The organism is Ahrensia marina (genome assembly GCF_001293565.1).
Taxonomy (GTDB): domain Bacteria; phylum Pseudomonadota; class Alphaproteobacteria; order Rhizobiales; family Rhizobiaceae; genus Ahrensia; species Ahrensia marina.
Window position 1 is genome coordinate 201,156 of record NZ_JXMU01000001.1, and the last position, 16,951, is coordinate 218,106.

Annotated in this window: 12 protein-coding genes and 1 pseudogene; all 13 read right to left on the bottom strand. The window is 52.7% G+C overall.

Going from position 1 to position 16,951, the window contains the following annotated elements; genetic code table 11:
- Positions 1-130: 130 nt before the first annotated feature.
- Positions 131-1,876, bottom strand: a complete 1,746-nt coding sequence (ftsZ, locus tag SU32_RS00915; RefSeq protein ID WP_053997429.1) for a cell division protein FtsZ — start codon at positions 1,874-1,876, stop codon at positions 131-133.
- A gap of 65 nt (positions 1,877-1,941) precedes the next feature.
- Positions 1,942-3,231, bottom strand: coding sequence for a cell division protein FtsA (gene ftsA / locus SU32_RS00920; protein WP_053997430.1), 1,290 nt, complete (start codon positions 3,229-3,231; stop codon positions 1,942-1,944).
- Complete coding sequence (locus SU32_RS00925) at positions 3,231-4,172, bottom strand: cell division protein FtsQ/DivIB (RefSeq protein WP_053997431.1); 942 nt, start codon at positions 4,170-4,172, stop codon at positions 3,231-3,233. Before SU32_RS00925 ends, ftsA begins: the two co-directional genes overlap by 1 nt.
- Positions 4,160-5,092 carry a D-alanine--D-alanine ligase gene (locus SU32_RS00930; RefSeq protein WP_281175855.1) on the bottom strand — a complete coding sequence of 311 codons (933 nt, stop codon included), beginning with the start codon at positions 5,090-5,092 and terminating at the stop codon, positions 4,160-4,162. Before SU32_RS00930 ends, SU32_RS00925 begins: the two co-directional genes overlap by 13 nt.
- 292 nt (positions 5,093-5,384) lie before the next feature.
- The gene (locus SU32_RS00935; RefSeq protein WP_053997433.1) at positions 5,385-6,773 is read right to left on the bottom strand and encodes an MATE family efflux transporter; all 1,389 of its coding nucleotides are present in this window, start codon (positions 6,771-6,773) and stop codon (positions 5,385-5,387) included.
- A 106-nt stretch (positions 6,774-6,879) separates the two neighbouring features.
- On the bottom strand, positions 6,880-7,851 hold the full coding sequence (gene murB / locus SU32_RS00940) for a UDP-N-acetylmuramate dehydrogenase (RefSeq protein ID WP_053997434.1): 972 nt from the start codon (positions 7,849-7,851) through the stop codon (positions 6,880-6,882).
- Positions 7,851-9,260 carry a UDP-N-acetylmuramate--L-alanine ligase gene (gene murC / locus SU32_RS00945; protein WP_053997435.1) on the bottom strand — a complete coding sequence of 470 codons (1,410 nt, stop codon included), beginning with the start codon at positions 9,258-9,260 and terminating at the stop codon, positions 7,851-7,853. The genes murB and murC overlap by 1 nt, the downstream gene beginning before the upstream one ends.
- A gap of 35 nt (positions 9,261-9,295) precedes the next feature.
- A complete protein-coding gene (gene murG / locus SU32_RS00950) occupies positions 9,296-10,414 on the bottom strand; it encodes an undecaprenyldiphospho-muramoylpentapeptide beta-N-acetylglucosaminyltransferase (RefSeq protein WP_053997436.1) in 1,119 nt (372 codons plus the stop codon).
- Between the two features lie 3 nt (positions 10,415-10,417).
- The gene (ftsW, locus tag SU32_RS00955; RefSeq protein ID WP_053997437.1) at positions 10,418-11,578 is read right to left on the bottom strand and encodes a putative lipid II flippase FtsW; all 1,161 of its coding nucleotides are present in this window, start codon (positions 11,576-11,578) and stop codon (positions 10,418-10,420) included.
- The gene (gene murD, locus SU32_RS00960) at positions 11,578-12,906 is read right to left on the bottom strand and encodes a UDP-N-acetylmuramoyl-L-alanine--D-glutamate ligase (RefSeq protein ID WP_053997438.1); all 1,329 of its coding nucleotides are present in this window, start codon (positions 12,904-12,906) and stop codon (positions 11,578-11,580) included. The genes ftsW and murD overlap by 1 nt, the downstream gene beginning before the upstream one ends.
- Positions 12,907-12,915: 9 nt before the next feature.
- Positions 12,916-13,998: a phospho-N-acetylmuramoyl-pentapeptide-transferase gene (mraY, locus tag SU32_RS00965; protein ID WP_053997439.1), complete on the bottom strand. Its 1,083-nt coding sequence runs from the start codon at positions 13,996-13,998 to the stop codon at positions 12,916-12,918.
- Positions 13,999-14,042: 44 nt separating this feature from the next.
- Entirely contained in the window at positions 14,043-15,452 is a 1,410-nt protein-coding gene (locus SU32_RS17475; protein WP_201454849.1) for a UDP-N-acetylmuramoylalanyl-D-glutamyl-2,6-diaminopimelate--D-alanyl-D-alanine ligase, read from the bottom strand.
- Between the two features lie 21 nt (positions 15,453-15,473).
- Positions 15,474-16,928, bottom strand: a pseudogene (locus SU32_RS17480) (UDP-N-acetylmuramoyl-L-alanyl-D-glutamate--2,6-diaminopimelate ligase); the annotation flags it as partial.
- Between the last annotated feature and the right edge of the window lie 23 nt (positions 16,929-16,951).

The window sequence follows — 16,951 nt, forward strand, 5'->3', positions numbered from 1 at the left end:
CTTACCAATTGTTACCATCGGCAAAACATGTGCATTATCGATAAAGCACAATAAAATCATAGCGTTAATAAAGTTGTAACGGGCCCCGCATGCGAAGCCCGTTACCTGAGATTACATTATGTTACAAAACCTAATTGGCTTGGCGGCGCAGAAATGCCGGAATTTCCAACTGGTCATCATCCTGATTAACAGCAGAAGGCTGTGTTCTGCCCTGGCTGTCATGCTGCCCTCTTGATGGAGCATACATAGATGCTTCCTGACTCAGCGGACGGCGTGTTTCGGAAGAACGCTGCTCGTTGTTGCCTGTATTCATCGGGCGAAGACGCGGCTCCGCCGGTACATCATGCTCTTCACGGCGCGACAAACCGGTTGTCAGACGCTTGAGCAGACCAAGCGGTCCGCGGTCATCATCTTCTGCAACACGCTCACCGGCACGGCTGGCTTTCGTTTCCAGTTCAGCCTGTACCATTGGCGGAAAATCTTCCACTTGCGGCATTCTTGGCTCTGCCGGCGCTGGCGCAGGCTGGGAAGCGGCGGCTGGCATAGGCACAACAGATGGCTGTTGCTGCGGTACCGGTTGCGGCTTGGCTTCTGCTGTGGCTTCACGAACCGGCTCAGAAGGCGCAGCACTCGGTGCAGGCTTGGCTTGCGGTGTTGCGTTTGAGAACAGACGGCTCTGCGGCACGAAATTCTCTTCACGCTTGGCTTCTTCAGCTTTGCGCGCATTCGAAAGCGCTTCCATTTCCTTTTGTGCTTCAGCAACCGGATCAAGCGCAGGCTTTGCAGCTTCAACAGTGGCAGGTTTTGCCTGTAGCGGTGCACTTGGCTGAGGGCGCGGCGCTTGCTGCGTTGAAGCAGCGCCTGTTACAGCGCGGCTGGGTGTACGGTTATCCACCGTTCCAGCTGCCTCCATCGCCTCAATGCCCGTTGCAACCACAGAGACACGGATGATGCCTTCAAGCGTTTCATCAAAGGTTGCACCAAGAATGATGTTGGCGTCCTGATCAACTTCTTCGCGGATACGTGTTGCTGCCTCGTCAACTTCAAACAAGGTCATGTCACGGCCGCCAGTGATCGAGATCAACAGGCCGCGTGCGCCTTTCATGGATGTTTCGTCAAGCAGCGGGTTGGCAATAGCCGCTTCAGCAGCTGTCATTGCACGGCCTTCGCCGGATGCTTCGCCTGTACCCATCATTGCTTTGCCCATATCGCGCATCACAGAGCGCACATCAGCAAAGTCGAGGTTGATAAGACCTTCCTTGACCATCAGATCAGTGATGCAGGCAACACCGGAGTAAAGAACTTGGTCGGCCATACCGAACGCATCGGCAAATGTTGTTTTGTCATTGGCAATGCGGAAAAGGTTCTGGTTTGGAATAACGATAAGCGTATCAACACTTGCCTGAAGCTCTTCAATACCCGCATCGGCAGTTTTCATGCGGCGCTGACCTTCAAAATGGAATGGTTTTGTGACCACACCCACAGTCAGTATACCGCGTTCACGGGCCGCACGTGCCACCACAGGCGCTGCACCGGTACCGGTTCCGCCGCCCATACCGGCAGTCACGAAGCACATATGGGTTCCGTTGAGATGATCATTGATCTCGTCAATGCACTCTTCGGCAGCAGCGCGGCCAATATCAGGCATTGATCCGGCACCAAGACCTTCGGTCACAACAGTACCAAGCTGAATAATACGTTCAGCCTTGTTCATCGACAATGCTTGCGCGTCTGTGTTTGCAACAACAAAATCAACGCCATCAAGACCACCGGCGATCATGTTATTGACCGCGTTTCCGCCGCCGCCGCCGACACCGAACACAGTGATACGTGGCTTAAGCTCTGTGATGTCAGGCTTTTGTAAATTGATGGTCATGGCTCATTCCCCATTTGGTTTCGGTAGCATTGCCTTGCTGCCGGTGGTCACACTCTCGTGTGAAATCAAAAACTATCTTTGATCCATTGTGTCATGCGACCCAATGGACCCTCGGTTCCGTTGCGTTGATGGCGCACCGCGCCGCGAAAATTCGTCAAACTCTGGTCGTTATGTGCTGTCTGCGGGTAGATCATCAGACCCACAGTTGCAGCAAAAGCAGGCGTTTTGGCCGATGTCGGCAAACCTTTAATGCCAAGCGGACGGCCAATACGGATGTTACGGCCAAGCACCCGCCTTGCCAGATCCGGCAGACCCGTCATCTGCGCAGCGCCGCCGGTTAGAACAACGCGTTTGCCAATAACACTGGAATGTCCAGATTTGTTCAGACGCTCACGCAGCATTTCCAGCGTTTCTTCCACGCGGGCCGCAATAATCCGGTTGAGCAAGCTACGCGGCACCTGATGCGGATTATCCAGTCCGTCTTCACCCAGACCCGGAACGGAAATCATTTCGCGGTCATCAACCGTCGCTGCCATTACCGAGCCCTGCATCACTTTCATGCGTTCGGCCGTTTCAATACCGCAAGAAAATCCACGCGCGATATCCATGGTCACATGGTGACCGCCCACAGGAATACAGTCGGCATGAATAAATCTGCGCTCTGAAAACACCGAGATAGAAGTCGTGCCGCCGCCCATATCAATACAGGCGCAACCAAGCTCCAATTCGTCATCAACAAGCGTTGAAAGACCTGACGCATAAGGTGTTGCAACCATTTGCTCGACGCTCAGATGCGAACGGTTGATTGCCAGTTCCATATTGCGCATTGGCGCGGCATCAACACTCAGCAGGTGCATATTAAGTGAAAGCTCTTCGCCGATCATGCCGCGCGGATCAAGAATACCGCGCTCGCCGTCAAGCACATGATCAACAGGCATAAGATGAACCACCTGACGATCAATACGTGCGGCCCGCGCCACGGCGGCTTTTAAAACTTTCTGAATATCCTTTGCAGCAATCGGCCGGTCATCCAGCGTGATTGATGCGGAACATTTTGTACTGGCCATACGGCCGGCACTGATATTTGTGATAATTGATTCGACGGTCAGACCGGCCATGCGTTCGGCAGCTTCAACCGCGTGGCGCACGGTGCGCTCAACACCGTCCAGATCGACGATCATACCGGATTTCATACCAATCGATTTTGTATGACCAATGCCGATAACTTCTGGCGCATGGGTGCGGCCATGCAGATAGCGTCCGCCATCAACCGGCATCAATTTTGCAATCACACAAACGGTCTTGGTGGAACCGATATCAAGAACAGTAACGATTGAGCTGCGGATCTTGGCCATCAGATACGGCTCCCGCGCTCTTTACGCGCTTTTTTCGCAGCTTCTGCGCGCGCTTTGACAAACTCTTCGCGGCTTGCCTGCGCATTTTCAGTCAACGCAAAAATAGTGCGATCCTTCAGGCGAAGGTCAATCGCCGCAAGATCACGGTCAAGTACGCCAAGCTCGGCCTGTAGCTCTGTCAGACGAACAAGCGCATCTTCCAGCCCTTCATCCGGCAAGCGTATGGTCATGCCATTATCAAGACGCAAGTTCCAGCGGCGTGTACCAATGCGGATAAAAGCACGGACACGTCCTGCCAGATCGTCAAATTTTGCTACTGTTTCCACAAAAGCCTTACCGCCTTCTGCTGCGCCTTTTCCAACAAGGAATGGCAAAGCCGACAAACGTGCATCCGCTGCATAGCCGCCGATAACCGAACCATCCTCTTGAACAACGGTCAGTGCTTCACCCTGCTGCCAGACAGCAAAAGCATCACGCTCTTCAATTTCTATCTGAAGCTTATCAGGGTAAACTTTCGCGATTCTTGCGCCGCCAACCCATGGCAACTGTTTCAAAGCGGCACGCGAGGCACCCGCATCGATAGAAACCAGAGAACGCTGATCACCCAGACGCAATGCTGCAAACACGTCATTAGCTGTCGTGTGCGTGTTGCCGGAAATCTCGATTTCCGCAACGGCGAAACCGGCTTTCGCGGTAACTGTATCAACAACAGAACCGAATTGTCCGCCAATAACAGAACCATAAATAATTGCTCCGCCCAGAATGGCGGCAATACCGAAACCTTCGGTGTGTTTTGGAAAAATGATGTGTCCGTCCATCAGCCGTTTCATGAAACGGACTGGCCAGCGCAGCAAACGCGGCAAAACGCGCAGGTTTGCGAAACTTGTGCCCGGAAGCACAATCCGATCAAACTCTGGCAATTTTGACTTCAACGCAAACAAGAAGCGTCCTCCACCATCCAATGTAAAAGCTCGCCGAAACTATGTCCGGCATAAGCTGCAAGCTCGGGCACTAGGGATGTTGCGGTCATGCCGGGTTGCGTATTGATTTCCAACCAGATCACTTCACCTTCCTCTGAGAACCGATCATCATACCGGAAGTCGGAACGGGTCACGCCGCGACAACCAAATGCCTTGTGAGCTTTTAACGCCATATTCGTAATCTTTTGGTAAACAAAAGGTGAAATTTTTGCAGGGCATTCGTGATTTGATCCACCGGCGGCATATTTTGAATCAAAATCGTAGAACTCTTGGCCTTGCGGAATGATCTCGGTTACGCCGAGCGCCACATCGCCCATGACGGCACAAGTCAGTTCACGGCCATGAATATACCGCTCGACCATGACACGGTCGCCATATTTCCACTCATCGGAGGTAATGACTTGCGGCGGATGGCTTTGCCCTTCCTTCACGATGACAACGCCGAAGCTCGACCCTTCCGCCACAGGCTTCACCACATAGGGAGGCTTCATGGGATGCGCCGACGTAATATCGAAGCGGTCCATAACCTTCGACTCGGCAACGGCAATACCGTGCGTTTTCGCCAATCGCTTGGAAAGCTCTTTATCCATAGCAACGGCAGTCGCCAGCACACCGGAATGCGTATAAGGAATTTGCATAAATTCCAGTACGCCTTGAATGGTGCCATCTTCGCCGTAAGGGCCATGCAGCGCGTTGAAAGCAACATCCGGCTTTACCTCGGCAAGCTGATTGGCAACATCATGTGTCACATCAATGCGTGTCACCCGATATCCAAAGCGCTCAAGCTCATCGGCACAGGCTTTTCCGGAACTCAGACTGACTGGTCTTTCCGATGAAAAACCACCCATTAACACCGCAACATGCTTATCTCGACTGACCAAAGCGCTTCCCCTCGTTTCATCAATGTCCGCCAGATAAAGCGAGAGTCCGATCACGGCGCAAAACGCGCACCGCAAATCATGGCAGCAAACACCCGCCCGACTCAAACCAAAACGGAACAACCTATATGAATCAGAGTGGCGATTCGCTGACAAGTAAAAATCGGAAAAACTGCAAAAGTACTTTGCTGAAAATCATCAAACGAGAAGGCTATTTGTCACGAAAATTGATTGCAGCGGCACGGGTTTTCATGACCCAAGCCGCACACTTTGCATGATTACGAAAAAAAAGAGCCTAGTTGCGCGGGCGAATAAGCTGGAAGCGCGCATTAAGCAAAACCGATGCAAAAGCCAGCCCCAGCGCAAGGCCGGTCCAAACACCAACACCGCCCCAATCTGCGACGATCCCCAGATAATAGGATGTCGAAAGTCCGACACACCAATATGAGAAAACGGCGAATGCCATCGGAATTCGCGTATCTTTAAGACCGCGCAATTGCGCAACGGCCACAGCCTGCGCGCTGTCAAATAATTGGAAAACCGCAGCCACGAATAGCAGCGGCACCGCATAGGCTGCCACCGCGGCAACATCTTCCTTGCCCTCATCCAGAAACAGGCTGATCAACTGGTCGGGCATGATGAAAAACAAGCTGGCGCTGGCAACGGCCACCAAAATAGCAATCGCCATAACAGCATTGGCCGCCCGGTGAAGATTATCGGGGTCACTGCGCCCGTAAGCGTTTGAAATTCTAATCGTTGCGACCTGGCTCATGCCAAGCGGTATCATGAAGGCAATCGAAGCCAGTTGCAGCGCAATACCGTGCGCGGCCAATGGCACGACCCCCAACCACCCCACGATGATGGACGCGAAGATGAACATGCCGACTTCCGCAAGGATTGTGATCGCAATCGGAATTCCGATTTTCAGGACATCGAAAAATGCCTGCCAGTCTGGACGCCAAAAGCGGACAAACACCTCATATTTCCGTGAATCTTTTTGGTAGGCGGCATAAAGCGCCATCGCCAGAAACATAATGATGTTCACAAGCAAAGTCGCATAGGCAGCGCCGCGCACACCCAGTTCCGGCGCACCCCAATTGCCGAAAATAAGCATGTAATTGATGACGACATTGGCAAGCGCGGCCAGCAATGTTGACCAGAAAATAATTTCCGCCCGCTCAATGGCAGACAAAAACGAACGCAAAGCAAAGCTCATCAGGGTCGGGAACATCGCAATAGCGGCAATAGCCAGATATTGACTTGCCAGCAGAGCAAGCAGCGGTTTTTGCCCCAGCATAAGCAATATTTCTTCCCCGAAGAAGAAGATCGGTAGAACGAGGCTGGAATAAACAATTGCAACCCAGAAACCCATGCGAACAACGCGGCGCACGGTGCGCTTGTCACCCTCGCCCTCGGCTTGCGCAGCCATTGGCATAACGGCCTGACCGATGCCCGCACCAAAGATCATGATGACAAAGAATAATTGCGTCGCCAGCACGCTGGCAGCCAGCTCCTCAACACCGTACCAGCCGAGCATGACAGTGTCGGTGGTATTCATCAGCATCAAACCAAGCTGTGAGCCGACAAGCGGAATACCAAGCTTGAACGTCGCGCGCATGTGCTCGGACCACGTATTCAAACCCGGCCTGACTAATTTTTCATCAGTTTGCACAATATCTGTCATCCGGACCCATTAGCCCCGATTCAAACAAAGGCCAATAGGTATTTTCACCGCATCAGACAAAAAAACTGACGGTTAAATTTAAGAGATTTGAATGAAACAGAATGCTTTAAAGCATACGGCCGAGGAATTCCTGCACCGGCTCCTGATCACTTGCAAATTCACCAAGCCTTTTGATTTCCCACTCAAGGCGAATACCGGCATTATCAAGCACGCGCGTACGCACGGTTTCGCCAAGCGACTCAAGATTATGGCTGGTTGCGCCGCCCGTATTGATCATGAAATTACAATGCATCGGCGACATTTGCGCTTGGCCCACCATCAAGCCGCGGCAACCCGCTTCGTCAACCAGCTTCCACGCTGAATGACCTTCCGGATTTTTGAAAGTAGAGCCGCCGGTTTTTTCCTTTACTGGCTGAACCGTTTCACGGTGATGCTGAACCTCATCCATCTGTTTCTGGATGATGGCTTTATCTTCGCTGTAACCTTCAAACAGCGCGCCGGTAAAAATCAATTCTTTGGCAGCTTCCGAGTGGCGGTAGGAATAGCCCATATCAGCATTTGAAAGCGTGTGTTTTTTACCATTGCGATCAACGGCATAAACCTCAACAACGCGTTCGCGTGTTTCTGTGCCATTGGCACCTGCATTCATGCGTAGCGCGCCGCCAATTGCGCCTGGAATACCATGGTAGAAGTGAAAACCGCCTAAGCCGGCATCACGCGCCGCACTGGCAAGCATTTTATCCGGCACCGCAGTCCCGCATTTGATCTGTGTGTCACCGACAGTCTCGATATTGCCGAACCCGCGCGCGGACAAGCGTATAACAACGCCTTTCAAGCCACCGTCGCGTACCAGCAAATTGGACCCGACACCAACAACAAGAACCGGCACATCATCCGGCAGGGCGGCCATAAACATCGCCAGATCGTCTTCATCGGCAGGCTGATAGAGAACTTCCGCGCGTCCGCCAGTACGAAACCAGGTTACAGCACTCATGGGTGCATCGGGCGTTAGCCTTCCGCGCAAATCAGGCACAAGAGGACGCAACCGTTCCAGTAAAGCTTCACTATTGATAGACATCAGGCCTCACCACCCGCCAGTTCACGTGGCAGTGCATAAGCCCACTGGGTGATAGAACCTGCACCCAAATACAAAACATAGTCGCCTTCAGATGCTTCCGAACGGACAATTGAAGCCACATCGGCAGGCCCTGAAATAGCCCGCGCGTCACGGTGTCCGCCCGATTTCATGCGGCTGACCAAGCTAGTGTGGCTCGCCCCTTCGATCGGGTCCTCCCCTGCTTCGTAAACAGGAGCAACAAGCGCGATATCGGCATCGTTAAAACAGGCGGCAAAATCATCAAACAAATCATGCAAACGCGTATAGCGGTGCGGCTGCATGACGGCGATGACACGTTTGTCACCGGCCGCCGCGCGTGCCGCTTGCAGCACCGCTTTGATTTCAACCGGATGATGCGCGTAATCGTCAAAAACAGAAACGCCGTTCCAGTCGCCGGTATGGGTAAAGCGGCGCTTTACACCGCCGAAGGCAGAGAGCCCTTTGGTGATGTTTTCCGCAGACATGCCAAGCTCGTGCGCAACAGCAATCGCAGCCGTTGCATTCGACACATTGTGCGCTCCTGGCATTGGCAGGCGCAAACCGGTCAGCGACACGGTTTCACCGCCTTTGCGGTTGCGGATTTCAACATCGAAAATGGAGGTCGCACCGTCCATGCCCTTATGCGTATAGCGTACATCGGCCTGCGGGTTTGTACCGTAAGTGATAACGCGCCGGTCCGAAATTTTCGAGACCAGTGATTGCACTTCAGGGTGATCAATGCAGCAGACGCCAAAGCCGTAAAACGGGACATTCTCTACAAACTGAAGGAACGCTTTGCGTACATTGTCAAATGAGCCGTAATGATCAAGATGCTCCGGATCGATATTGGTGATTACGGCCACATCCGCTGGCAGTTTCAAAAATGTGCCATCGCTTTCATCAGCTTCGACAACCATCCACTCGCCCTCGCCCATGCGGGCATTGGTACCGTAAGCGTTGATAATGCCGCCATTGATCACAGTCGGGTCAAGATCGCCCGCATCCAAAAGGGTTGCCACCATTGAGGTGGTTGTGGTCTTGCCGTGCGTTCCGCCAATCGCGATCGCATTTCGAAACCGCATAATTTCCGCCAGCATTTCCGCACGGCGAACGATAGGCAGCAATTTTTCACGCGCGGCGATCAGCTCCGGATTATCTTTTTTAATCGCGGTCGACACGACCACAACCTGCGCGTCGCCGATATTGGCTGAGGAGTGGCCGACAAAGACTTCAATGCCTTTTTCGCGCAAACGCTGAACATTCGGGCCATCTGCCTGATCAGAACCCTGAACCTTATGGCCAAGATTATGCAGCACTTCGGCAATGCCGCTCATACCAATCCCGCCAATTCCAACAAAATGGACCAGTCCGATATTTTGCGGCATTTTCATATTATGTCGTTCCGAAATTTTGAGGCGTTGAATATTTACGGTTGCGTCGTTTTAAGCTCTGCAACTGTCTTTCCTGACGCAATAGCCTCTGTCAGGTCTGCAAGCAAGATGTCGGCCCGTGGTTTGCCAGCCGCTTTTGCGGCCGCCGCCATTTTGGCGAGCACATCAGGAGATTGAATCAATTGTTCGAATTCGCGTGCAATGATATCGGCATCAAGATCTCCCTGCCGCATCACCTTGGCACCGCCAACCGCTTCCAGCGCTGCGGCATTGGCTGCCTGATCATGATCGAGCGCATGCGGATAAGGGACAAAAATCGCAGGACGGCCGATCGCTGCGATTTCTGACACCGTTGATGCGCCCGAACGCGCCATAACCAGATGTGCATCGCTGATACGGCGCGGCAAATCGGAAAAGAACGGCGAGACATCGGCTTTCACACCAAGCGTCGCATAGGCGGCGCGTGCTTCATCTTCGTCTTCCGGCCGTGCCTGCTGTGTCAAATGGATCCGCTTGCGCAAGCTCTCTGGCATCTTGGCCAATGCGGCGGGAATTGTTTTGGAAAAGAACTGGGCGCCTTGGCTACCGCCAAAAATCACAAGATTTATAGGACCGGTTTTGCCGATAGGAGCATAGGCTTTTTCGCTCGCCTCTTTCACCGCCGGGCGGACCGGATTACCCGTTTCAACAATCTTGTCGGCAAATTCACCTTTTGCCTTCAGGAACCCGCCCGCAATCAGAGTGACACGCTTGGCCAGCATTTTGTTGGCGCGGCCTGCAACAGCGTTTTGCTCGTGGATCATCGTTGGCATTTTGCCGCTGGCAGCTATAAGCGGCGGCACTGTCGGATAACCGCCAAAGCCAATAACGGCTCTGGGTTTCAAGTCTCCGATCAACCGTTTTGACGTGACCATCCCTTTCATCAGGGTCAGCACCGCCTTGACGATCTTGATCGGGTTGACGCCCGATGGCGATGCCGCATCAATCACATGTGTCTGTAAAGCGGGAAAATTGGCCGTATATTGCTGCGCACGTTTGTCTGTTGCCAGATGAATTGTCCATCCGCGTTTATTCAGTTCATGAGCAAGGGCTTCGGCAGGAAACAAATGGCCACCAGTACCACCTGCCGAAAGAAGAATTACACCTTTTGTCATCGCTTACTCCGCTGCTTCCAAACCGCCTTCCATAGACGAATGGAAGCGCACTTTCCCTGCGCGCGATTCTGGGCGTTTTCGTGTCAGAGCCAGCAGAAATCCGGCTGTCAGCGCAACAGCGATCATCGACGAGCCGCCATAGGAAACAAATGGCAATGTCATGCCTTTTGCCGGCATTAGTTGCAGATTAACCGAAATATTGATCATCGATTGAAACCCGATCAGGATAACAAGGCCGGAAACGGCAAAGCGCCGGAAATGGTCTGTTTCGCCAAAAGAGCGTTTTAAACCGTGCAACACGATAAAGGCGAAAACCGCCACCAAAACCATGCACAGGATGATGCCATATTCTTCGCCAAGAACAGAGAAAATAAAGTCTGTGTGGCTGTCCGGCAGAACACGCTTTACGGTGCCCTCGCCTGGCCCCTGCCCAAACCAGCCGCCACGCACAATCGCCTCGCGGCCCATATCCACCTGAAAGGTATCGCCTTCGCCGGTCAGGAAGCGGTCAATACGGCCTGCCACATGCGGCAGCGCGTAATAGGCAAACACAAGACCCACTGCGCCGATGCCGCCAAGCACAGCAATCCATAACCATGACATGCCGGCCATAAAGAACATTGCGCCCCATGTACCGGCCAGCAAAATCGTCTGTCCCAGATCCGGCTGCGCCACCAAAAGCCCGACAATGGCGATGAACAAAATTCCCGCAAACAGATTGCCCGGAATGTCCGGTCGCCGCTGGCGTTCCGCAAACATCCATGCGCAAATAACCACAAAGGCAGGTTTCATGAATTCCGAGGGCTGAAGCTGAAAACCGAGAATGCTGACCCAGCGCCGTGAACCTTTAATTTCAACGCCGAAAAACAGCGCCATAACCATAAATACAATCGATCCTGCAAGCACGACCAGTGCAAGCCGCCTGACCTGTCGCTCATCAAGAAAAGAGACGGCGATCATGACAGCAATCGTAGGCAGCAAAAACACAGCATGACGTTTAACAAAGTGGAAGCTGTCAAGGCCGATACGCTCGGCCACGTTCGGGCTGGCGGCAAAGGACAGAACCATGCCAAAGCCGATAAGTGCTAGAAATGCGACCAGCAACCACCTGTCAACGGTCCGCCACCATTCTGCGCCTGCACTACGGTCACTGCGTCCATACATTAGCTTTCCCCTTCCACTTTGCCTTCAAGTGGCAGTTTTTCAACCGCTGCGACAAAAGCTTCGCCACGTTTTTCAAAATTTGAAAACTGGTCAAAACTTGCTGCCGCCGGTGCCAAGAGTACCACAGGTTCATGGTGCGAACTTTGCGCCGCATCCGCTGCCGCATGTTTTACGGCCACGTCAAGCGTTGCGGAAATCTCATAAGCCACATCTTCGCCCAGTGTCGCCGCAAACGCAGGGGCCGCTTCACCGATGAGATATGCTTTTACAATATTGCCGAACAAAGGACGCAGCGGTTCAATACCGCCTTCTTTTGCAAGTCCGCCCGCGATCCAGTGAATAGAAACAAAACTTGAAAGCGATTTTTCCGCCGCATCGGCATTGGTCGCTTTACTGTCATTGACGAACTTGGTTTTTCCGCGTTCGGCAATAATTTGCATGCGGTGCGCAAGTCCCGGAAAGGATTTGAGCGCCGCCATCATCTCTTCCGGCTCAAGGCCCAGAATTCGCCCCGCTGCGGTCGCGGCCAATGCGTTCTGCATATTATGCGCGCCGCGCAGTGATGGCGCATCGCTCAGATCAAGCATGGCACCATATTGTTCGACATCAACAAGCATCGCGTTTTCAATACGTGCGGCAATCGCAGCCGACCATTGATCGCCAACGCCAATGACAGCCTGCACCGATTTGGCAACAAGCTGTTCTTTAATCGCGGCATAATTTTCCATTGAGCCGTGACGGTCCAAATGGTCCGGCGATAAATTGAGCAATATGCCGACATCGGGGTCAAGAGATGGTGCCAGATCAATCTGGTAGGATGAACATTCAATCACATAGACACGGCCGTCTTGCGGCTCTTCCAGTGCAAGAACGGGAACACCGATATTGCCGCCCATCTGAACATCGCGTCCTGATTGTCTAAACAAATGGGCAACCAGTGCTGTTGTTGTTGATTTGCCGTTCGTACCTGTAATGGCGATGAATTTCGCGGTGGTCTGCGCTTCTCGGCGCTGACGGCAAAACAGCTCGACATCGCCTATGATTTCCACATCAGCGCCGCGCGCCAGATCAACCGACCAATGCGGCTTGGGATGGGTGAGCGGCACACCGGGCGAGAGTACAAAACTGTCTATCTTCCCCCAGTTCAACTCATGCAAATCGACACAATTAATGCCTTTGGCCCGTGCGCGCGCCACACTATCCGGATTATCATCCCAAGCATAAATTTCCGCGCCGCCGGCAACAAGAGCCTCGGCAGTCATGATGCCAGAGCCGCCCAAACCAAAAAGAGCGACTTTTTTAGCGGCCATGACTGTAAGTTTGATCATCGTGGTGACCTAACGCAGTTTGAGTGTGGAAAGACCGATCAGCGCCAGAATGAGCGCTATGATCCAGAAACGGATAACAACTTGGCTTTCCGTCCAGCCCTTCTTTTCAAAATGGTGGTGAATAGGTGCCATCAAGAACACGCGCTTGCCGGTTATCTTAAAATAGCCGACCTGAATGATAACGCTGAGCGCTTCCATGACGAACAGACCGCCAATAATAGCCATGACGATCTCGTGCTTGGTGGCAACAGCAACAGTGCCGATCAATCCGCCAAAGGCCAGCGAACCGGTATCCCCCATAAAAATCGCTGCCGGTGGTGCATTGAACCATAAAAAGCCAAGCCCCGCGCCCATCAGGGCACCCATGACAACGGCCAGATCACCTGTGCCCGGCACAAAATGAATTTGAAGATAATCGGCAAAAATCGCGTTACCGCACAAATAGGCAATAATACCGAATGCACCCGCCGCGATCATGATTGGCACAATCGCCAAGCCATCAAGGCCATCGGTCAAATTCACCGCATTACCCGCACCAACAATAACGAATGCAGCCACAGGAATGAAAAAGATTCCCAGATTAATCAGGAAGTCTTTGAAAAACGGAAATGCGAGACTTGAAGAAAACGGCTCGCCGCCGGCACGCATAATCACATAGGCAGCAATACCGGCTATGATAAACTCAAGGCCGAGGCGCATTTTGCCGGAAAATCCTTTGTCGGACTGTTTGGTCACTTTGAGATAATCATCATAAAAGCCGATTGCGCCGAAACCGATCATCACCATCATGACAACTTGCACATAAGTGTTGCTGAGATTGCCCCAAAGCAATGTCGCCACAATGATGCCGACAAGTATCATCAGGCCGCCCATTGTCGGCGTGCCTGCTTTTTTCAAATGGGTTTGCGGTCCGTCAGCGCGAATAGGCTGACCTTTGCCCTGCCGCAATTTAAGCGCCGCGATAATGCGCGGGCCAAACAGAAACACAATAAAGGCGGACGTAATCAGTGCGCCACCGGTGCGGAAGGTGATGTATCGAAACAAGTTAAGAACTTGAAACTGATCAGCAAATTGCGTCAACCAGTATAGCATTATTGAATTCCCCTAAACCGCTGCGACGCAGCGTTACCCTCATGTTACGCAGCGCTATACGCTTTCAAAAGCGATTTAACAATTTTTGAAAACCTGATGCCGTTGGACGACTTAATCATGATCACATCTCCGGCAGACGGAACGGTGGCAAACTCTTCGGCCAGCATATCGGCATCATCGAAATAGCGCGTGTTGAATTCATCGCCAAGAGCCGCTTCAAGCGCGTTCATTTCTGAACCGGCAAGATAGACATCTTTAATGCCCAGCCTTGTTAGCGGATCGGCAAGGGCCGCATGGAGCTTCTGCGAGAATTTGCCCATTTCGAGCATGTCACCCAGAACAGCGATGCGGCGGCCGCGCCCTTTCGGGTTCATCGACGCCAATGTTTCAAGCGCCGCCTCCATAGAGGCAGGGTTGGCATTGTAGCTCTCGTCAATCAGCGTGAACGTCCCGTCACCAACCTTCAATTCATAATGGCGGCCACGCCCGCTTGATGCGGTCAGACGTGCCAGAGAATGGCTGACTTTGCTCATATCCGCATCAATCAAATGAGCGGTGGCGAGCACGGCCAGCATGTTCTGAACCACATGTTTGCCCGGCACGCTAACTTTGAAAGCAACTTCCTGCCCGAAAACCTTGGCAATCGCGGTCGAGCAATCTTCCAGATATTCCGCATTTTTAAGCACAACATCGCTGCGCCGGTTTGAACCGTATCCGACAATATTTTTCACGCCGGACTGCTCTGCGATTTCGCTCAACAGTTTAAAGCGCTTGTCATCCCGATTGATGACAGCCGTACCGCCACGCACAAGGCCGCTAAAGATTTCGCCCTTGGCGTGGGCAATTTCATCAAGGGTTTTAAAATGTCCCATATGCGCTGCCGCAACCAGCGTGACAATGGCAATATGTGGCTGCACCATTTTTGAAAGCGGCGTTATTTCACCGGCATGGTTCATCCCGATTTCAAAAACACCAAAATCGGTTTCCTGCGGCATACGGGCCAAAGTCAGCGGTACGCCCCAATGATTGTTAAATGACGCTGCCGAGGCATGGACTTTTCCGCAACCTTCAAGCGCATGGGCAAGCGCGTCCTTTGTCGTGGTTTTACCGGCAGAACCGGTCACCGCGATGATTTTGGCTTTTGAACGCGCCCGCGCGGCTCTGCCCAAAAGCTCCATCGCATAAAGAACATCGTCAACAACCATGAGCGGCGTTTGGATCCGGCCAAGCGCGGGCAGTTTTTTCTCGTCAACCACCAATACGGCTGCACCGGCTGCCGCTGCAGCAGTGGCATAATCATGCCCGTCAACACGGTCGCCTTTGATAGCAAAAAAGGCCTCACCTTTTTGCAATGTGCGCGTATCAATTGAGATGCCTGTAATTTCCTCAGGAACGCCATGCACCGGACGTGCGTTCATGGCATCGACCATTGCTTTGCCGGTCCACAATGGCATGTCACCAACCGGACCAACTTCCTCAATGGCAATACGCGCTTCTTCATGATCAGAAAACGGATGCTTCACGCCATTGATCGTCTGGCCTGTTTCGTGTCCCTTGCCTGCAATAACAAGTGTATCGCCTTTGCCAAGGTTTGAAATGGCTGTACGGATTGCTTCACGGCGGTCGCCGATCTCCATCGCGCCTTCGCTCACATCCATAATAGCTTTGCGTATGAGCGCAGCATCTTCAGTTCGCGGATTATCATCGGTCACATAAACAACATCGGCCAGCCGTGTTGCGATTTCACCCATAATCGGACGCTTGCCTGTGTCGCGGTCCCCGCCACACCCGAAAACAACGGCAACCTTGCCTGTTGTGAAAGGACGAACAGAGAGTAAAACCTGCTCCAACGCTTCGGGTTTATGCGCATAGTCCACATAAACCAAAGCACCATTATTGGTGGTGTCGACATGTTCCAACCGGCCCGGTGCGCCTTTTAATTCTTCCAGCGCCTTAAATGCGGTGGCAGCGTCAACGCCGGTTGCGATACACAGTCCGGCGGCGACCAATGCATTGGCGATCTGAAAATCTCCGGCAAGCGGCAACTCAATACGATAGATTTTGCCATCATGCGCAACTTCAGCGATTTGGCGGTGCCGTTCATGCTCAACGCGCTTGAGCGTAATGTAATCACCCTTGCGGCCCACAGTCATGACAGACAAACCGGCTTTCGCTGCGGCATTGACTGCTTTTTCCGAATAGGCATCATCAGCAAAAATAACAGCCGGAGACTTTGGCGCCATCAGCGTATCGAACAGACGCATCTTCGCGGCCAGATAATCATCAACCGTTGGATGATAATCCATATGGTCACGGCCAAGATTGGTAAAGGCGGCAGCAGCCAGTTTCACACCGTCAAGGCGGCGCTGTGTCAGCCCGTGGCTGGAAGCTTCCATAGCAACATGGGTTACACCCTCAGCAGCCAGGTTACGCATTTCTATGTGTAGAACAACGGGATCAGGCGTCGTCAGCGAACCTTCAATAACGCCGCTCGGCCGTTCAATGCCTGTTGTCCCGATACTGGCCGCTTGCACACCTGCAAATGTATAAATCTGTCGCACAAATGCCGCCACAGAAGTCTTGCCCGCTGTTCCTGTAACAGCAACCACAGTTTCAGGTTGCGGACCGTAAAAAGCTGCCGCCAGAAGCGCCAGAGTGCGGTGCGGGTCCGGAACATGCAGAACCGGCACACCAATATCACCCAAATCATCATTCGGGCCGCACACAACAATCAGCGCCCCTTTTTCAACTGCGTCCAAAGCAAATTGCGCGCCGTTTGTTTTTACACCGGATAAAGCAACAAAAATTTCACCGGCTGAAATCTCGCGTGAATCCGCACTCACGCCATTGGCTTCAATTTCAGGCAATACGGCACCTGACTTCAGTTCCAGTGCATTATTAAGGATAGGAGATAATTGGGTTAAGAACATCTTTGTCTCGGAATCAGTGAAAT